General features: G+C 58.3%; 17 protein-coding genes. 10 read left to right on the forward strand and 7 right to left on the reverse strand.

Annotated features, from left to right (window positions below; all coding sequences use genetic code 11):
• The first annotated feature begins 8 nt into the window (after positions 1-8).
• Together radC and ACEPPP_RS05685 are read left to right on the forward strand one after the other, a co-directional pair.
• Positions 9-683, forward strand: coding sequence for a DNA repair protein RadC (gene radC / locus ACEPPP_RS05680; protein ID WP_374090072.1), 675 nt, complete (start codon positions 9-11; stop codon positions 681-683).
• A 117-nt stretch (positions 684-800) separates the two neighbouring features.
• Entirely contained in the window at positions 801-3,392 is a 2,592-nt protein-coding gene (locus tag ACEPPP_RS05685) for a TonB-dependent receptor domain-containing protein (RefSeq protein ID WP_374090073.1), read from the forward strand.
• Between the two features lie 24 nt (positions 3,393-3,416).
• Here ACEPPP_RS05685 and ACEPPP_RS05690 read toward each other — a convergent pair whose 3' ends face one another.
• Genes ACEPPP_RS05690 through ACEPPP_RS05700 form a run of 3 tightly spaced genes read right to left on the reverse strand, consistent with a single transcriptional unit; the run spans position 3,417 to position 5,704 of the window.
• Positions 3,417-4,013, reverse strand: a complete 597-nt coding sequence (locus ACEPPP_RS05690) for a uracil-DNA glycosylase family protein (protein ID WP_374090896.1) — start codon at positions 4,011-4,013, stop codon at positions 3,417-3,419.
• A gap of 23 nt (positions 4,014-4,036) precedes the next feature.
• Positions 4,037-4,801 carry an exodeoxyribonuclease III gene (locus ACEPPP_RS05695; RefSeq protein ID WP_374090074.1) on the reverse strand — a complete coding sequence of 255 codons (765 nt, stop codon included), beginning with the start codon at positions 4,799-4,801 and terminating at the stop codon, positions 4,037-4,039.
• A gap of 12 nt (positions 4,802-4,813) precedes the next feature.
• Positions 4,814-5,704, reverse strand: coding sequence for a phosphoribosylaminoimidazolesuccinocarboxamide synthase (locus ACEPPP_RS05700; RefSeq protein ID WP_374090075.1), 891 nt, complete (start codon positions 5,702-5,704; stop codon positions 4,814-4,816).
• A 440-nt stretch (positions 5,705-6,144) separates the two neighbouring features.
• On the opposite strand from ACEPPP_RS05700, the gene ACEPPP_RS05705 reads away from it, so the two are divergent.
• A complete protein-coding gene (locus ACEPPP_RS05705; RefSeq protein ID WP_374090076.1) occupies positions 6,145-7,752 on the forward strand; it encodes a DNRLRE domain-containing protein in 1,608 nt (535 codons plus the stop codon).
• 91 nt (positions 7,753-7,843) lie between these two features.
• Here the strand turns inward: ACEPPP_RS05705 and ACEPPP_RS05710 are convergent, their stop codons facing one another.
• A complete protein-coding gene (locus ACEPPP_RS05710) occupies positions 7,844-8,437 on the reverse strand; it encodes a DedA family protein (protein ID WP_374090077.1) in 594 nt (197 codons plus the stop codon).
• A gap of 484 nt (positions 8,438-8,921) precedes the next feature.
• On the opposite strand from ACEPPP_RS05710, the gene ACEPPP_RS05715 reads away from it, so the two are divergent.
• The 7 genes from ACEPPP_RS05715 (at position 8,922) to ACEPPP_RS05745 (ending at position 13,838) form a co-directional block, all read left to right on the forward strand.
• Complete coding sequence (locus ACEPPP_RS05715) at positions 8,922-9,167, forward strand: hypothetical protein (RefSeq protein WP_374090078.1); 246 nt, start codon at positions 8,922-8,924, stop codon at positions 9,165-9,167.
• A 148-nt stretch (positions 9,168-9,315) separates the two neighbouring features.
• Positions 9,316-10,623: an efflux transporter outer membrane subunit gene (locus tag ACEPPP_RS05720; protein ID WP_374090079.1), complete on the forward strand. Its 1,308-nt coding sequence runs from the start codon at positions 9,316-9,318 to the stop codon at positions 10,621-10,623.
• A gap of 62 nt (positions 10,624-10,685) precedes the next feature.
• Positions 10,686-11,039, forward strand: coding sequence for a hypothetical protein (locus ACEPPP_RS05725; protein WP_374090080.1), 354 nt, complete (start codon positions 10,686-10,688; stop codon positions 11,037-11,039).
• Between the two features lie 246 nt (positions 11,040-11,285).
• Positions 11,286-12,080, forward strand: a complete 795-nt coding sequence (locus ACEPPP_RS05730; protein ID WP_374090081.1) for an energy transducer TonB — start codon at positions 11,286-11,288, stop codon at positions 12,078-12,080.
• A gap of 15 nt (positions 12,081-12,095) precedes the next feature.
• Positions 12,096-12,758, forward strand: coding sequence for a MotA/TolQ/ExbB proton channel family protein (locus ACEPPP_RS05735; RefSeq protein WP_374090082.1), 663 nt, complete (start codon positions 12,096-12,098; stop codon positions 12,756-12,758).
• Positions 12,759-12,764: 6 nt separating this feature from the next.
• Positions 12,765-13,175, forward strand: coding sequence for an ExbD/TolR family protein (locus tag ACEPPP_RS05740; RefSeq protein ID WP_374090083.1), 411 nt, complete (start codon positions 12,765-12,767; stop codon positions 13,173-13,175).
• A 183-nt stretch (positions 13,176-13,358) separates the two neighbouring features.
• The gene (locus ACEPPP_RS05745; RefSeq protein WP_374090084.1) at positions 13,359-13,838 is read left to right on the forward strand and encodes a DUF1348 family protein; all 480 of its coding nucleotides are present in this window, start codon (positions 13,359-13,361) and stop codon (positions 13,836-13,838) included.
• A 501-nt stretch (positions 13,839-14,339) separates the two neighbouring features.
• On the opposite strand, the gene ACEPPP_RS05750 is transcribed toward ACEPPP_RS05745, so the two are convergent.
• The 3 genes from ACEPPP_RS05750 to ACEPPP_RS05760 form a co-directional block, all read right to left on the reverse strand.
• Complete coding sequence (locus ACEPPP_RS05750; RefSeq protein WP_374090085.1) at positions 14,340-16,823, reverse strand: TonB-dependent siderophore receptor; 2,484 nt, start codon at positions 16,821-16,823, stop codon at positions 14,340-14,342.
• Positions 16,824-16,943: 120 nt separating this feature from the next.
• Positions 16,944-17,924 carry a FecR domain-containing protein gene (locus ACEPPP_RS05755; RefSeq protein WP_374090086.1) on the reverse strand — a complete coding sequence of 327 codons (981 nt, stop codon included), beginning with the start codon at positions 17,922-17,924 and terminating at the stop codon, positions 16,944-16,946.
• A gap of 50 nt (positions 17,925-17,974) precedes the next feature.
• The gene (locus ACEPPP_RS05760) at positions 17,975-18,490 is read right to left on the reverse strand and encodes an RNA polymerase sigma factor (RefSeq protein ID WP_374090087.1); all 516 of its coding nucleotides are present in this window, start codon (positions 18,488-18,490) and stop codon (positions 17,975-17,977) included.
• Positions 18,491-18,686: the final 196 nt, after the last annotated feature.

Raw genomic sequence — 18,686 nt, forward strand, 5'->3', positions numbered from 1 at the left:
GATCGCTCATGGGAATCAAAGACTGGGCCGAGGAAGACCGCCCTCGGGAAAAACTATTGCAGCGCGGCTCCGGCGCGCTGACCGACGCGGAATTGCTGGCGATCTTTTTGCGCACCGGCACCCCCGGCAAATCGGCGGTCGATCTGGCGCGCGAGCTTTTGAATGATTTCGGCTCGCTGAAAGCGCTGCTCGATGCGGACCGCCAGCGCTTTTGCCGGGCGAACGGCCTCGGCGACGCCAAATACGCGCAGATGCAGGCGGTGATGGAGATGGCGCGACGGCATTTCAAGGAAGTCCTGCAGCGCGGCAATGCCCTGACCAGCCCCGAGGCGACCCGCGCCTATTTGAGCGCGCAGCTGCGCGGATACAGCTACGAAGTCTTCGCCTGCCTGTTTCTGGACAACCAGCACCGGGTCATTCAACTGGAGGAACTGTTCAAGGGTACGATCGACGGCGCGGCGGTGTATCCGCGCGAAGTCGCGAAAAAAGCGCTGCATCACAACGCGGCGGCGGTGATCTTCGCGCACAACCATCCCTCCGGCATCGCCGAACCGAGCCAGGCGGACCGGCAGATCACCGACAAGTTGAAACAGGCCTTGTCTCTCTTCGACATTAGGGTGCTCGATCATTTCATCATCGGCGACGGCATGCCCTATTCGTTTGCGGAGCATGGCCTGATTTAATGCGCCTTGCCTGGGCTATCCGTTGAATAGCCCGCATCATTTTCGATTGTAGGAGGTTCAGGCAAATCGTATCATGTGTCCGGCTTCGCCTTCCTTCACCGACGACAGACCCGAAGAATGCTCATAAAACAACTGCTGAGCCTGTTCTTTTTGCTGGCGCAGCCCTGTGCCGCCGATGCCCACGCGCCGGGTCCGGACTTAAGCGGTTGGCACCATGGCTTTAGCCATCCCCTGCACGGCTCGGACCATCTGCTGACGATGATCGCGGTCGGCATGTGGGCGGCGCAGCAGCGCGGGCGGGCCGTCTGGCTGCTGCCGTTGGCCTTCGTCGGCGTGATGAGCCTCGGCGGCTTGGCCGGGGTTGCGGGCGCGGCGGCACCGGCGGCCGAAACGATGATCCTGCTGTCGGTGCCGGTCTTCGGGGTCCTGGTGATCAGGAGGCTACGCTTTCGGATCCTGACCAGCCTGACCATCGTCGGTTTTTTCGCCTTCTTCCACGGCTTCGCGCACGGGCAGGAAATGCCCGCCTCGGCAAGCCTCTTGTCGTTCGCCTTGGGTTTCATGCTGGCGACTTTGCTGCTGCACGGCGTCGGCATCGTCGCGGCGCGCCTGTTTCTCTTGGCTTTTGCCTGCCTGTTCGGCGGCGCCCATGCGGACCCGCTCCAGACGGATGCCGCGGCCTCAGCCGAAGCATCGTCCGAACAAGAGGAAGACGTGCGCCTGCCGGAGGTCGAGGTGATAGAACGCAGCGATTCGCAGGTCGGCATTGCGGGCAGTGCTTCCGAAGGCAATATCGGCCAAGCGCAGCTCAAATTGCGGCCGATCTTCCGTCCCGGCGAAGTGCTGGAAACCGTGCCGGGCCTGATCGTCTCGCAGCACAGCGGCGAGGGCAAGGCGAATCAATATTTCCTGCGCGGCTTCAATCTCGACCACGGCACCGATTTTCTGACCCAGATCGACGGCGTCCCGGTCAACATGGTGTCGCATGCGCACGGCCAGGGCTGGACCGACACCGGCTTTCTGATCCCTGAGCTGATCCGCACACTCGGTTACCAGAAAGGCGTCTATTACGCGGAAAACGGCGATTTTTCGAGCGCCGGCGCGGCCAATATCCACTACTTCGATACCCTGCCCGCCGGCATCCTGAAATTCACCGGCGGCAGCTTCGACTACTATCGCGGACTCGTCGCCGATTCGGTCAAAATCGGCAGCGGCAATCTGTTGTATGCGGTCGAAGGCAATTACAACGACGGTCCCTGGCAGAACGGCAATCATTTCAAAAAGGGCAACGTGGTGCTACGCTACAGCCGGGAACACGGCGATTCGGGCTGGAGCGCGACCGCGATGGCCTACGGCGCGGACTGGAATTCGACCGACCAGATCCCGAGGCGTACTGTGGACGCCGGCCGGCTCGACCGTTTCGGCCTGATCGACCCGACCGACGGCGGCCGCAGCCGGCGCTATAGCTTGACCACCGAATGGCATCGGCAGTCCGACCACAACGCGACCCGGGTGATGGCTTACGGCGTGTACTCCTTGCTCGACCTGTATTCGAACTTCACCTATTTCCTGGACGATCCGGTGCGCGGCGACCAGTTCGCGCAGCCGGACCGGCGCTGGCAGAGCGGCCTGAAAGCCGCGCATACGCTCTATCACCAAATCGGCGGCATGGAGGCGGAAACGACGCTGGGCCTGCAATTCCGGAATGACCTGATCGACAACGGCCTGCTCTTAACCGAAAAACGTCGGTGCTACGGCGCCGTGCGCGAAGACCATGTCGTGCAGAGCAGCCTCAGTCCCTATGCCGAGAACAAGACGCAATGGAATGCCTGGCTGCGCAGCAATGTCGGCGTCCGTTTCGACGGTTTTCGTTTCGACGTGAACAGCGATCGCCAGGAGAATTCCGGCAATCGCCTGGACGGGCTGGTCAGCCCGAAAGGCGGCATCGTGCTGGGTCCTTGGGAGAAATCGGAGATTTATTTGAACGGCGGCCTCGGCTTCCACAGCAATGACGCGCGCGGCATCAATACCCGCATCGACCCGAAAAGCGGCGACGCGGTCAAGCGCGCCGATCCCCTGGTGCGCACCTACGGCGCCGAAATCGGCGCCCGCACGGCCAGGCTTGACGGCCTGCAAAGCACGGTGTCGCTCTGGTGGCTGGACATCGACTCCGAACTGGTCTTCGTCGGCGATGCCGGCACCACCGAAGCCGGGCGTCCGAGCCGGCGTTACGGCGTCGAATTTGCGAACTATTACACGCCGACAGACTGGCTGACCTTCGACGCGGATTTCAGCTTTTCGAAGGCCCGTTTCCGTAACAACGAGATCAATGCTGGAAGCGGCTTGCCGGTCGGCAAACACATTCCGGGTTCGGTCGAAACGGTGATCGCAGCCGGCGCGACCGTGCATGACCTGCGCGGCTTTTTCGGCGGCTTGCGCCTGCGCTATTTCGGTCCCAGGGCACTGATCGAAAACAACAGCGAGCGTTCGAAGGAGACCGTTCTGCTGTCCGCCAATCTCGGCTACCAGATCAACAAACACCTGACGCTTCAGGCGGAGGTCTTCAATTTGCTGAATCGAAAAGACAGCGCAATCGACTACTTCTATACGTCCCGGCTACCCGGAGAGCCCGGCGCGGGCGTCGACGACAGCCATTTCCACCCGGTCGAGCCGATCGGTTTTCGGCTCGGTTTTACCGCGAATTTCTGACGCCCGGCGCGGGTGATGCATTGCTCAAGGCCGTTCGCGGACTTGCCGCCAGGCAGGATGCGCTTCCAAGAGGGACAAGGCCGATTCGAGCAGGGTGATGCCGGGCTCCATCCTGTGCCAGGTCGATGCGCCGGACGGATGCGGCAGCGGAATCGCCTCGGCTTGATGGCCATGAAAATTGACCGTATGCACCTTGCCGATCACCTCGTTCAACTTTTTGACTTCGATCAACTGGCTGATCGCGAGTTTGCCGACCGGCAGGATCAACGCGGGCTTGAGCAGTTCGATCTCGGCCCTCAGCCAGCCCGCGCAATTGCCGATTTCATCAGGACTCGGCACCCTATCGCCGCCCTTCGGATTCTTGCCCGGAAAACAGCGGCACACCGCAGCCATGTACACCCGGCTTCTGAAGGTTTCCTCGTCCAACCCGATTCGTTCGAACCATTTGAACAGGGTCTTGCCGGCGGTCCAGGCGAACGGCTTGCCGAAGCCGCCTTCCTTGTCGCCGGGCGCCTGACCGATCAACAGGATCGGCGAAAACACCGGGCTGCCGCTGACCACCGGCCCGATCATCAGCGGGCATTTCTTGCAGTCCGCGAGCGCTTCCCGATGCGCACGCATCGCTTTTTCTGGCATAAGCGTAATTACAAATCGATTTCGATGCCGACCGGGCAATGATCGGAGCCTAGGATATCCGGCAGGATGAAGGCCTGTTTGACCTTGTCGATCAGCGGATTGCTGGTCAGCACATAATCGATCCGCCAGCCGATGTTCTTGCCGCGGGCGCCGGCGCGGAAACTCCACCAGCTGTAGGCGACCGTATCCGGATGCTGATGACGGAAAGTATCGACGAAGCCCGCGTCGATGAAGCGGCTGAAACCGTCGATCTCGACCTGCGTGTAACCGGCCGATTTGTTGTAATTCGGCTTCGGCCGCGCGATGTCGATCTCGTGGTGCGCGACATTGAAATCGCCGCAGACGATCACCGGCTTCCGGCTTTGCAGTTTCTGTAAGTAAGCCAGAAACTCGGCGTCCCAAGTCTTCCGGTAATCGAGACGCACCAGTTCCTGACCCGAATTCGGCACATACACGTTGACCAGATAAAACTGCTCGAATTCGGCCGCCTGCACCCGGCCCTCGCGGTCGTGTTCCACGATGCCGATGTCGTTGACGACCGCGATAGGTGTCTTCCGAGAAAGCAATGACACCCCCGAATAGCCCTTGCGCTCGGCCGAGTTAGAATACAGATGGTAATGGTCGATGCCTGACAGCGCCTGTTCGATCTGATCGACCTGCGCCTTGGTTTCCTGCAAGAGGATGCAGTCCGCGTCGAGCTTCGCGAGCGTCTCGGCAAAGCCCTTGCCCTGCACCGCGCGGATGCCGTTTACGTTCCAGGAAATGATCTTCATCGGGTATTCGCTTTACTGCGTCAGGCGGACTTCGGCTTCCTTGTACTTGGCCGCGCAATACTCCGCCACCTCGGCAGGCAACGACGGGCCCGGCGCGGTCTTGTTCCAGTCGAGCGTTTCGAGGTAGTCGCGCACATATTGCTTGTCGAAGCTCGGCGGGCTGATGCCGACCCGGTATTGATCGGCCGGCCAGAAGCGGGACGAATCCGGCGTCAGGATCTCGTCGATCAGGTACAGCGTGCCGTCATGATCGACACCGAATTCGAACTTGGTGTCGGCGATGATGATGCCGCGCTCCTTCGCGTAGGCGGCTGCTTCCTTATACAGTTTGAGGCTGGCTTCCCGCACCTGATTGGCCAGGTCTTCGCCGATCAATTCGACCGTTTTCGTAAAGCTCACGTTCTCGTCATGATCGCCGACTTCGGCCTTCGTCGATGGCGTATAGATCGGCTCGGGCAATTGCTGGGCCTGCTGCAGGCCTTCGGGCAGTTGAATGCCGCAGACCGCGCCGGTTTTTTGATAATCCTTCCAGCCGGAACCGATCAGATAGCCGCGCACGATCGCCTCGACCGGCAACGGCTTCAGCTTCTTCACGACGATCGAACGGCCTTCGACCTGCGCGCGTTCGGCCGGGTCCGGAATGATCTGCTCCAGAGGGATGTCGACCAGATGGTTAGGAATCACATGACTCATTTTCGCAAACCAGAAGTTCGAAATCTGCGTCAACACGCGCCCCTTGCCCGGAATCGGATCGGGCAGAATCACGTCGAAGGCGGACAGCCGGTCGGTCGTCACGATCAGCATGTGCCGGTCGTCGATGTCGTAAATGTCGCGCACCTTGCCGCGCGCACGGAGTTTTAAGGAAGTCAGTGCCGATTGGTACAGCGCCGCAGGAGCGTTCATGGTGCCTCGCCGAAGAATTCAAAGCGCTGCATTTTAGCATTTTTTTGCGCGGCAGGGGATCGGTGGAAGGACAGCCGACGGCATTTATCTACTCTGGCAGAATCGAAATTTCATTTCTCTAGCAGAGCTCATCCCGTTTGCAGGCCCTTCTCTCCATGCGATCGGAAGCATGATTTTTTTGCTCCTCCGATGCAAATTTCCGCTATTCCCAGCCCCCAATCAATTCTTAATTTATTCTTAATATCAAACACTTACAAACGCAACACTCCCTTACAATTTCAGAGAGCTGTGCTACGCTTCATTTCGATTAGTTCATATATCACAACTGATCGAACAACAAATATTGTTAGGCTTTAATATAACTATTTTTGAATGCAATTCATCCGTGATATGCCTTATCCACTGCGGCAGCATGTCTCTGAGAATAAAGTAAGATTTAAATGTTTGTATTCTTAAATATTTTTTCACTCACATCCGATACATTTTTAATCTTCATGAAAAAAAATAAAATACAGCAAAGAAAAGACCGTTTGGGCGCCAAATCGCTGGCCGTCATCGGCTCGCTGACCGCGATGGCAGTTTCGCCGATCGCGTTCGGCGACACGACGCTGTTGGTTGATTCTTATGTCGACATCCAAAAAGGCTTAACCAAAAATTTCGGCAAAAAGAATGCGCTTCTGGTGGTTGCCGGCAAATCCAATGGCTTTCTTAAATTCGACCTGGAAAAATCGACGCCGAATCCGGCCATGGTCGCCAAAGCCACACTGAAAGTTTTTGTCTCCGGCATCCAAAAAAAATCAGTCGGTAAGCTGCAAGTTAAAACCGTAAATCTTGACCAAACCGCACTGAAGAGCATTCAGGAAACCACGATTAACGGCGCGACCAACCTTAATCTTGGCGATGCGATCAGCGAAATCAGCGGAATCAACACATCAAGCCTCAACCAATGGGTGGAATTTGATGTCACCGACGCCCTTAAAACCGCTATAGAGCAAAACCACGACACGCAGATCGCATTTGTAATCACCGCCACGGACACGCTGAATGTCAAACTCGAAAGCAAAGAGAGCAAGGCGGCGGGAAATGCCGCGGACTTGAATATCGTGTATGCGACAACCGGTGTTGCAGGCTCAGCGGGTACAGTAGGCCCAACCGGCCCAACCGGGGCGACTGGAGCGACAGGGCCTACCGGCCCTCAAGGTTCCATCGGCCTCACAGGAGCTATAGGCCCCACCGGTCCGCAAGGTATCCAAGGCTTGCTTGGCCCCACCGGTCCGATCGGTCTCCAAGGCTTGCTTGGCCCCACCGGCCCGATCGGCCCACAAGGCCTCCAAGGCTTGCTTGGCCCCACCGGTCCGATCGGTCCACAAGGCCTCCAAGGTTTGCTTGGCCCCACCGGTCCGATCGGTCCACAAGGCCTCCAAGGTTTGCTTGGCCCCACCGGCCCGATCGGCCCACAAGGCCTCCAAGGCTTACTCGGACCCACCGGCCCAATCGGCCCGCAAGGCCTCCAAGGCTTGCTTGGCCCCACAGGTCCGATTGGTCTCACTGGCTTAACTGGCCCGACAGGACCGCTGGGCCCGACCGGCCCGGTAGGCCAGATAGCCAACACGGTAGTTAAAACAGTGACTCAAGCCGCGCCGGTGACAGGACAACTGATCAGCGCGACCTGCGATGCGGGCCAGACCTTGGTTGGCGGCGGGGTTAACGTGCCGAACATCGCGAACGTGCTGCCTTTGAGCAGCGTGCCGGTATTGGACCAGATCACCGGCTTGCCGATCGGCTGGCAGGGATCGTTCGGCTTGCTGGATACCTCGGTTGTAGGAACTCTGGTTGATACGACCGTAAATTTATTAACTTCAGTAACCTCGTTATTGGGTATTAATGTACTAACGGGAATTACTGGTTCCAGCCTAAACTCCGGTGCTATTACCGGAACGGTAGCAGGTATTTTACCGGGCGTTTCTTTACCGTTATTGGATGCCAATAGCAACCCAGTGAGCTACACCGTTTACGCCGTCTGCGCTGCGGCGGCGCCACAAGGGTAAACAATTAAGAGGCGTTTGCACCGCATTACGCCCTCCACTTGTTGACCGCCCGGAATCTTCCGGGCGGTTTTTTTTCGAAACCGCCGAATGGCTACCGTTGCAATCGGTTGCGCCGTTTTTGCAGCAAACGCCGCTCCAGATGATGGAAATAACGGCTGATGCCGAATACAAAGGCGGCCGCCAACGGCAACGCAAAATACCAATGCGTTTTGGCGTATTCGACGATTTTCAGGATTTCATCGCCAAATACATAGGCAGGCGTTATCGTAATCGCCGCCCACGCCCAGGCGCTCAGCAGGTTGATCAAGGCAAAGCGCTTTGCCGAATATTTGGTGATGCCGATCGACATCGGAATGACCGTGCGCAGACCATATAAATAGCGTTGCATGAAAATGATCGGCCAGCCGTATTTTTTAAGCAGCAAATGCGCGATCGCGAATTTGCGCCGTTGCTTGTGCAGTTTGCGTTGAATCAGTCCCTTGTTGAAGCGGCCGATATAAAAATAAAGCTGGTCCCCGGCAAAGCCGCCGAGTCCGGCCACGAACACCGACAGCCAATAGGACATGTCGCCGGTATGCGACATCACCCCGGCCATGATCAGGCCGGTTTCGCCTTCCAATATCGACCATATGAACAGGATAACGTAACCGTATTCCTTAAGCCAACCTACAAATAAATCTTCCATCAATGCTTGCGTTTCAGTGAGACTCCGCTCTTATATTAGCCACGGTTAATTCCATCCGCAGTCTTTGATTAGTGGGGCCGTTCCCCATTCCGCGATGATCAGGATACGGCGTCCGAAGACTATAGGTGAATAACTCGTTTAAAGCAACCGATTGCTGCCATTTTATCGGCATCAAGCCGTAACTTTCATCGAAGTACGCCAGATACGATCACGCAAGAGGGAGATTTGAAAAAGGCCTTCCGAACGGAGCATCCGCAACGGTCACAACCCTCGACAAGGGCAACAAAGATCGGCCTCCAGAAAAAAACCTTGCCCCCGCCTTAGCGAATCGAGGCATTTTTTTCCGCCCAAGGTGGGGTTTTTTGATTCTGAAACGTCTTACACAGTAATAGCCCCCTAAGAGACCCGCGACGAAAGGCCGCAGCTTTTGGGCAACGCATCGTCGGTCAACGGCCTATTTCGCATTTCAGGTATTTTTATGAGGATGAACAAATCGAGTACAAGCGCAGAGGATTTGGTGCCGCCCGAGCAAAAATTTCCGTCGGCCCGTTATTTTCAGATTCACTTTCAATATTTGCAGGAAATCATCGGCGATCTGCACCTGCAAATGGAAAAGGCCAATCAGCAAATTGCCGAATTGCAGAGGCAATTGCAGCTCAACCAGGCCGTAAATGACACGCCGCCGCACGACTTTGGCAAAAAACCGGAAGGTTGTCTTGAGCGCGGATAATCGAAGGCCGCGGACGCCCCCAACCGAAATCCGGCCCTTTGCATCTCCCGCCCATCCTTGAGAAACGGAAGTCTTTGACCTGTAACGCATGCCTCTCGATTTGAAACAAGCCCTTGCCGGGCTCTTTTGCTTGCTGTTGGCCGGCTGCATGACCGCACCCGAGCGCGAGCGGCAGGCCGCCTTGCCGCCAGTACCGGGACAATGGTCCGCCGAACGGCAAAAACAGGAACCCATCCAGGACCATTGGCTGGAGACCTTTGCCGATCCTTTGCTGACGCAGACGGTGCGCACGGCTATCGCCGACAATTACGATTTGCGGGCAACCGCCGCGCGCATCGACGCGGCGCGCGCCAGGATGCGCATCGACGGCGCCGGGCGCTGGCCGCAACTGTCGTTGCTTGCCGGTTACCGGCGCGACGATCCGGGAACGAGCGACCCGGAAACCGGCGCCTTCACGGCGCTGTTCGATCTCTCCTGGGAACTGGATGTCTGGGGCCGTATTCGCGCCGCCCAGCTGGCATCGGGACAGGACGTCGAGGCGGCGAAGGCCGATTCGCAAGCCGCGCGCTTGTCGCTGGCGGCGCGCACCGCGCAGAATTATATCGAATTGGCCGAGGCGCGCGCGCAGGTCATGGTTGCCGAACAATCGATGCGCGACCGCCGCACGCTGGTCGACCTCTTGCGCGGACGCTTCCGGCGCGGACTGACCCCGGCGCTGGATTTGCGGCTGGCGCTGACAGATCTGGCGAATGCCGAAGCCCAGCTTGCCGAGCAGCGCACGCGGGAGCAAAACCTGACCCGCGATTTGGAAGTCCTGCTGGGACGCTATCCCGACGGCCGCTTTGCCAAGGCCGAAACGCTGCCGCCGTTGCCGCCCGCCGTGCCAGCCGGCATTCCTTCCGAATTGCTCGAACGCCGCCCCGACCTGAATGCAGCCTTCGACCGCCTGTGCGCCGCCGATAAACGCCTCGAAAGTGCCCGCAAGGCCTTATTGCCCCGCTTCACGCTGACCGGGAGCGGTGGCGCCGGCAGCGCCGCCTTGACCGAACTGGTCGATCCGCGCGCGGCGGCCTGGAACCTGGCGCTCGGCATGTTGCAGCCGATTTTTACCGGCGGACGTCTGCGCGGCGAGATCAGGCTGCAAGAGGCCAACGTGGAGGAAGCGCTGAACGGCTACCGGAATGCCGCGCTGAACGCCTTCCGCGAAGTCGAACAAACGCTGGCCGCCGAAGACCGCCTGCGCGAACAGGAAAGCGCCTTGCGGGAAGCGGTCAAACAAACCGACGCCAGCCGCAAACTGGCGGTGTATTCGTACCAGCACGGCCTGATCGAGATTCTGACCCTGCTGGACAGCTACCGCAGCACACTGAATGCGCAAAGCGCACACCTGGCCGCGCGCCGGCAACTATTGAACAACCGCATCGATTTATATTTGGCCTTGGGCGGCGGTTTTTAAGCATCGTCTGGCGCTATAAAAATGATCTTTTCAATCGCTTGAAACAAGACAGGAGAAAACCCGTGACCAAAAACCTTACCCTGATTTTGACCGCCGCCGCGGCTTTGACAGGCGCCCCGCACGTAAACGCCGGCACGCTCTCGGCCGGCAAATGGTCGGCCGCAGGCTGCGGCAACAAACCCGAAACCCCCGTCATCGATCAAAGCAACGTCGAAGCCTTCAACAAAAGTGTCGCCAAGATCAATGACTGGCAACGACAGGCGAAGACTTATTATGAATGTCTGATCAACGAAGCCAACAAGGACAACGCCATCATCGCCGATAGCGCCAATGCCGCGCAGGCCGAATACCGCGCGACGGTCGAAAAGATCGGCAAAGGCGCCAATGCCGCCAAGAAAAAACTCGACAGCCAATAACGCCGAGTTTTCGCCATTTGAGACCCCGCTTTTGACCGCGTGCGGCAAATGCCGCATTTTTTTCTCGGCAGGGTGGGGTTTTTTTATTCTGAATCGTCTTATAGGAGGTAGAGTCGGCTCGGGAACAGGGCACGTTTTTTTGCGCGTTGAATTCGGCCTATTCCCGATCGCCTGATTGGGCATTTGCCCATCATCTGCATCGCCCCGCGCCAATCAAACGGCTTCATGACGATAAGGTAACAATATATGCATTTTTTCAATTTCCAGGAGGGAGGGAAGCGCGCGCCGGATTTTTCTTATCCGGGCGGCGCTTCAACCCCTCCGTTTTCTTCATGGCAGGCGCTGCTCGCTGCGCTGCGCCGTGAAAAACGGCCCGGCTATCTGCTGGGCGAGATCGTCCTGACCGTTTTGCTGCTGCATCTATTGGTGCTGCTCTGGCTGTTCGCGCCGACCGAGCCGATCGCCCAAGCCAAACCGCTGATGATGGAAGTATCGCTCGTCGCCGCGCCGAAACAGGAAACCCATGCCGCTCCGCCGGCGCCGCCGAAACCGCCGGAGCCCACCAAACCGAAGCCGAAGAAAAAGCCCGTCGCGAAGAAAAAACCGGACGTGCGCAAGCCGCCCAAACCCGTGTCGAAGGATGCGGTGGCATTGCCCAAAGCCGCGGAAACCCAGGCCGCAGAACCCGAGACCACACCGTCGCCGCCCGCGCCGCCGTCCCCCCCGACCAAAACCACAGCGCCGCCAGCGGAAACCTTTACCGAAGCGAATTTCCGCGCCAATTACGGCTTCAATCCGAAGCCCGAATATCCGCGCCTGGCGCGTAACCGGCACTGGGAAGGCAAAGTCATGCTGAAGGTGCAGGTCTCCGCCGAAGGCCTCAGCGAAAGCGTCGCGGTCCAGCGCAGCAGCGGCCACGACATCCTCGACGAGTCGGCGGTCGCCGCGGTCGAAAAATGGAAATTCATTCCGGCGATGCGCGGCAGCACCCCGGTCGCCAGTTCGGTGATCGTGCCGATTATTTTCACCTTAAACAATTGATAGCAGGAGACATCAATGCCATTCCACATCCCCCCTACCGTGATCGTCGACGGAACCCTCTACGCCTTGCTGGCTTTTTCTATCGCCACTTGGTCGCTGATCGTGTTCAAAACCTGGCAGTTCGCCCGCAACGGCATCGATAACCGGCGCTTCACCAGCGCCTTTTGGGACGCGCCCGATATCGACAGTGCCGAATCCCTGCCCCTATTCACCGCGCGCGGCCCCCAAGCACGGATCGCCCAGCGCGGTTTCGGCTGGCTGAACGAATTGCGCTCCACCTCCGGCCAGGCCATCAAATTCCACGGTGCGCCGGAAGAATTGCTCGGCCAGGAGCTGCGAGTACAAACCCAGGAAGAACAGCGCGCGCTGGAAAGCGGCCTCACCCTGCTCGCCAGCATCGGCAGCACCGCGCCTTTCGTCGGCCTGTTCGGCACCGTGCTCGGCATCATGCATGCGCTACACGAAATCAGCCAAAGCGGCTCGGCCAGCCTCGACGTGGTGGCAGGCCCCATCGGCGATGCCTTGATCGCGACAGCGGTCGGCATTGCGGTCGCGGTGCCGGCGGTGCTCGCGTACAACTTCTTCCTGCGCCGCGTCAAACACCACCGCCTGGAGCTGGACCATTTCGCCGGCAGCTTTCTGCATCTGGTCTTCAACACCGACGACAAACAAGGATAACGCGCCATGGCCTTCAATACCCAATCGGAAGATCAGGACGCGGTCAGCGAAATCAACGTCACGCCGCTGGTCGACGTGATGCTGGTGCTGGTGATCATTTTATTGGTCACCGCGCCGCTCTTAACGCAATCGGTCAAGGTCAACCTGCCGAAAACGGCGGAGACGACGCCGGACGTCAAAGACCAGCCGCTGCAGCTCGGTATCGACGCGCAGGGCCTGGTCACCTTGAACAAAAAACCTATCGCCGACCTGCCCGCGCTGGAAGCGGCGTTGACCGAAGAACTCAAGAACAACCCGGAAACGGCGGTGCATCTGTACGCCGACCAGGGCGTCATCTACTCGAAAGTCGCGGAAGTAATGGCCGCCGCGCAACATGCGGGGATTACCAAGCTGGCGTTTGTGACGGTGGAACAGTAAGGGCTTGGCAAGCCTTGGAAAGCTAACGGTAATGCTCCATTGGATGGATTGCCGCACAAGTATGCTTCAGGAATAGCCCCTGTCGTCGCCTGAACGCATAACCGGACTTGAAGCTATTGATTGTCTCTGGCGAATGAGGAGAGAATATCGTCGATCTTTGTATCAATCACTTAGGAGTTTTCAATGACCATAATCCATCAACCGCGTCCTCCGTTCCCTCCGTTCAACCGGGAAACCGCCGCGCAGAAAGTCCGCATGGCGGAAGACGCCTGGAACAATCGCGACCCTGAACGCGTCGCCCTGGCCTATACCGTCGACAGCCAATGGCGCAACCGTGCCGAATTCCCGGCCGGACGCGAACAGATCATCGAGTTTCTGACCCGCAAATGGCAGACCGAACGGGAATACCGCTTGATCAAGGAATTATGGGCGTTTGACGGCAACCGGATCGCGGTCCGCTTTGCCTACGAATGGCATAACCAGCACGGCGAATGGTTCCGTTCCTACGGCAACGAAAACTGGGAATTCGACGAGAACGGCCTGATGCGCCGCCGCTATGCCAGCATCAACGACTTGCCGATTCAGGAATCCGAGCGCAAGTTTCATTGGCCCCAAGGCCGCCGCCCGGACGATCATCCGGGACTCAGCGACCTCGGGCTGTAGGCTATGTTTTAGACAATGTTGGCTGAGCGGAGTCGAAGCGAACCGCTGTTGCGGCACATAATAGGGTTGCGCCAGCAGCTGTTTGGTGACTCGGCAAGATCAAGAAGCGCTACCCCGATTTTCATCGGGTGTTGATCTCCAATTCCATATCCAAAACCAACGTGCCCTGACATTATCCCGGACAAAGGGAGGCGCTTGATTTATTTGCCTTGAATCAAGAGATTAAGAAGTCGCACGCGCTCCTTGTAATGTCTATCCCGGTTTATTGAAGACTGACCGCAAGTCGATTTCCTCGGCATGAGTGAATAGAAAATCTCATCGGAAATTCGAAAACCGTGTGAAATAACACACCAGATGAGTCAAATGACACGGTTCTAGGGGAGAGTATCCTCGATGGCGGCAGGAGATGGGTTGCCCGCACCACTGGCAACCCACATCGTTAATACCAGCTTCTGATGCGAAAAAACGTCTATATGACGCGCCTCCAGTCCGCCTCACAAATTAAAATTCCACTTTCACCAAACCTAAGAAAGTACGCGGGACACCGGGCTGAGTCTGGTGGATGAATGAGGCGAAGCCGTTGCTGGAGGCGATGTATTCCTTATCCAGCAGGTTTACTATGTTGAATTGCCAGGTCACATTGGACGGTCCGACTTGATGTCGATATTTCAACATCGCATCGACCCGCGCGTAACCGGGCATCTCAAAACTATTGTCTATGTTGCCGGCGCGATCGCTCGCCAGATAAACGCCCGTTCCGCCGCTGAAACCCTGCGCGCCCAGGCGTGAAAAATCATAAGTCGTCCAGACGCTGCCCGCATGCCGAGGCACATTGGCAAAGCGGTTGCCCGTGTTGCCGGAACCGCTGGAGCCGATGACCGTGTCCAGCGGCGCCGAATCCTTGGTCACTTCGGTATCGGTGTAGGCGTAGGTCGCGATGACGTTCCAGTCGTCGGTCAATTGTCCGTGCAAATCCAGCTCGATACCGCGGCTGCGTTGTTCCCCGGTGATGGCGACCTTATTAACGAACGGCGCGGGCAAAGGGGTTTGGATATTTCTTTTCGTTAGCTCAAAGAACGCGAGGTTGGCTGTCAGCCTGCCGTCCAGCCATTCCCCTTTCAAGCCGACTTCATATTCCCTGGATTTTTCGGGATCGGGAATGTCGCCCGTGACTGTCGTGCCCTGGTTGGCCGCATTGAAGGTTTTCACATAATCGGCATAGATGCCGAGCCAGGGCAGCGGATGATACAACAATCCGACCCGCGGACTGAATTCATCGACCCGTTTCTTGCTGCCGGACGCCTTGAATTCGGCATGATCGAAACGGCTGCCGAACAGCAGTTGCCATTGCTTCCACAGCGCGACCTGATCCTGCAGATAAAACCCGTACCATTCGTTTTTAGTCTTGTTGAACGGGCCGATGGGATCGTTCAGAAAATCGCTAAATCCATACACCGGATTGAAGACATTGATGGTCGGCACATTGCCTCTAAACGGACTGCTGGCGCCGGCATCGGAGCCGTGATAAAAATCTGTCCCGGCTAGCAAGGTATGCTTCAGATCCCCCGTTGAAAAATGCCCGGTCAAATCGACCGTGCCGTATTCGCTGCCGAATTGGCCGGCGGTTTTCAGGAATCCTCGCGCCAAATCACCCTGAAGATTGGTATTGCCGTTCGAGAAGGTTTGGGCCGTTGCACTGCTGTCCCTGATGATCGAAAAGCGGCCGCGTACCTTCCAGTCATCGTCGATCCGGTGCGTCAAGGTGACGTCGCCTTCATAAAATTGATCGTTATTGTAATCGGTGGGCTCGTTCCCTCGGAAATGGCGGGGAATTTTTCCCGGAATGACACCGGAGAGTTGAAGATCGAACGGAATACCGGAATCGCTGACGGTTTTCCGATTTTGATACATGAAATCCAGATCCAATTGCGTATCCTTGCTAATCATCCAGGTCAGCGACGGGGCCACGAAGTCGCGGTCATCAAACGCAAAGTCCCGGAAAGAATTGCTGCCCAGATGCTCATAATTGAGCCGGTATGACAAAGCACCATCCTGGGTGATCGCGCCGGTCGAATCCAGCAAAGTCCGGTAGGTATCGTAAGAGCCGAATTGTTGCTGCAGGGAATGGTAGGACTCTTGTTGCGGCCGTTTTGTGATCACATTGACCAGGCCGCCGGGTTGGGTACGGCCGAACAGCATGCCGGCAGGCCCTTTCAATACCTCGACGCGCTGAACGTTGGCCAGCGAAATATTGATGCTGTTCGGTGTCAACACGCCGTCGCGGTAGATCGAATCGTTGATAAAGCCCCGGATTTGAAGGTTTTCACTCACACCGGAGCCAAAGCCCCAGCCCTTCGAAACACCGCTGACGTTCTTAAGCACGTTGTCCAGTCCGATCGCTTGTTGATCGTTGATGACCGCTTTCGATACGACCTGAACCGAAACCGGCGTATCAAAAATCGGCGTGTCGGTCTTGGTGGCGGCAACGGCATTGGGGACGGCATAATCGGTGCCATAAGGATCGTTCGGATCGTATTCCGCATGCCCCTTGACCGTCATCGGCGGCAAGGTCTCCAGATGCGAATTGTTTTGCGTCGGCTGCGCACTGCCGATGCGCTCCAGCGTAATCGTGTTCGCACCGCCGAACCGATAGCCAAGCCCTGAATTCTCCAAAACCCGGCGCAGGGCTTCGGCGGTCGTATAGTCTCCGGCAACGCCCGGCGAGGTCTTGCCCTTGACCATGTCCGGCGCATAGACGAACTGAATGCCGGACTGTTCGGCCAGGCTGCTCAATGCCGAATACAAGGGCTGCTTGCCGATATCGAAATGACGCTTGCCGTTGTCGGCGGCCTTTACGGAAGGCGCGGACGCCGGCTCTCCGGCCTGAAGCGGCGGCGCGGCCAGTACGGCCAGGCCCACATACAGCGTCAAAGGGGCGGTCTTGCGGTGTTTGCCGAATAGAGGATGGTCTCCAGAAGTATGCATGTCGTGTCCTATGTTGTGGGTGACATAGGCAATTACGCTTGAGCCGGCATTGAACCGCACAATAAAGGGCCGCGGCAAATTGTCGCAGGGCGTCGGGCCCTCAACGATAGGGGGAAGCGCTCAGGAACCGATCATCACGAACGGCCCCGCGCGACGGATATGCACCGGCAGCGTTGCCGGCAAGGCATCCAGCCAGGCGTCGACGTTGCCGAGATCGATCGCGGCGTTGATCTCGCGCTCGCCGAGATCGGCATCGAGCAATTTGATTTGGCCGCGCCGGTAACGGTTGATTTCAGCGATCACCTGTTTCAGCGGCACGAAGTTCATGATCAGCCGACCTCGCCGCCAAGCGCTGCTGGCCGAGACGTCGGCGGCTTGGGGTTCGCTCAGGGTCCGACGGTCGAAAGTCACGCTCTCGCCGGGCGCGAGCACGACGGCGGCACCGAACGCTCCGCTTGGCGCGAGTTTGGCGGCGCGCACCCTGCCCTGCAACAGCGTGATCACGCCGGCCGAACGCACGTAGCGAACGACGAAGCGCGTGCCCAGCGCTTCGGTGACGGTGTCCCCGCTCTGCACCCGGAACGGCCGGCTGCGGTCGTGCGCGACCTCGAACTCGGCTTCGCCGCGCAGCAGATGCACGCGCCGCTCGCCGCCGTTCATCTCGACATCCAGCGCGGTGTCGGTATTCAGATGAATCAGACTGCCGTCCGCGAGCCGCACGTCCGCCCGCCCGCCGATGCGGGTGTGGTAATCGGCCCAGCTATTGAAGAGGTAATCGGGATAAAAAGCCAGCGCGGTCGCCAGCACCGCGCAGGCGGCGGCCAGGCCCGCGCCGCTTCGACGCAACCAAGCCTTTGTTCGCGAGGATTTTTCGTCAAGACGGCGGCGCTTGCGGTCCGCCCTGAGCGGCAGTTCCAGCTGCCGCCAGAGACTTTCGATACGCCGATAAGCCTGATCGTGGGCCGGGCTTTGCCCGCGCCAGGCCTCGAATTCGCCAAGGTCGGCCGCCTCCGGCGCGCCGGAAGTCAGGCGCGCATGCCAGGCAACGGCTTCCTGTTGCAGACGTTCGCGGGTTTCCGGCGGGGATTCAAGATGCGGCATGCGAGTACGGGCGGTGGGGGAGATTATGATTATAACGAACGGTAGGCAGTCTAACCGTACTTTTCGTCCACGGCCCGGCGGCAATGGTTCAAGGCGCGCATCAACTGTTTTTCGACCCAGCTTTTCGAAATCCCCAGTTGATCGGCGATTTCGGCATGGCTCAAGCCCTCGACGCGGCTCAGATACAGCACTTCCGCACATTGCGCCGGCAACTCCGCCAGCGCGTTCTGCACTTGCCCCAGTTGCTCGCGGTCGAGCGCGAACTGATCGGGCGTCGGCGAACCCTCGATGTCCCGATCGACTTCAAAATGTTCGGCCAACAGTTCGCCGTGCCGTTTTTGCCGGCGGGCATGATCGATGGCCAGATTCCCCGCGACTTTGAACATCCAGGCGCGCGCCGCCGGCTCGCTGCTCGGCGGCGGCGTCAACAGCGGCAGGCGCAGATACACCTCCTGCACCAGGTCCGCCGCGGTTTCGCTGCATTGCACCCGCCTGATGAAAAATCGCTTGAGTTCCTGACGCGAACCCAGAAAAATCTGTAAAAGATCGATCTCAAACAAGGCCATCGAAAATAATGCGCTGGAACTCGAAGTTCTAGAAAGGTTAAGGCGGCTGGGCAGACAATGGCAGGAAGCCGCCCTCCAGATTGTTTCGATTAGCAGCAAGAATTGTGCCGACGGTCAACTACGCGAAAGGTTTGCCTGCACCTACGCTGATACCCGGTCCGAAATTAGCCTGCAGGCTCCCAACGCCGTCATCGGG

The sequence above is a fragment of the Methylomicrobium lacus genome (assembly GCF_041897535.1).
Classification (GTDB): domain Bacteria; phylum Pseudomonadota; class Gammaproteobacteria; order Methylococcales; family Methylomonadaceae; genus Methylomicrobium; species Methylomicrobium lacus_A.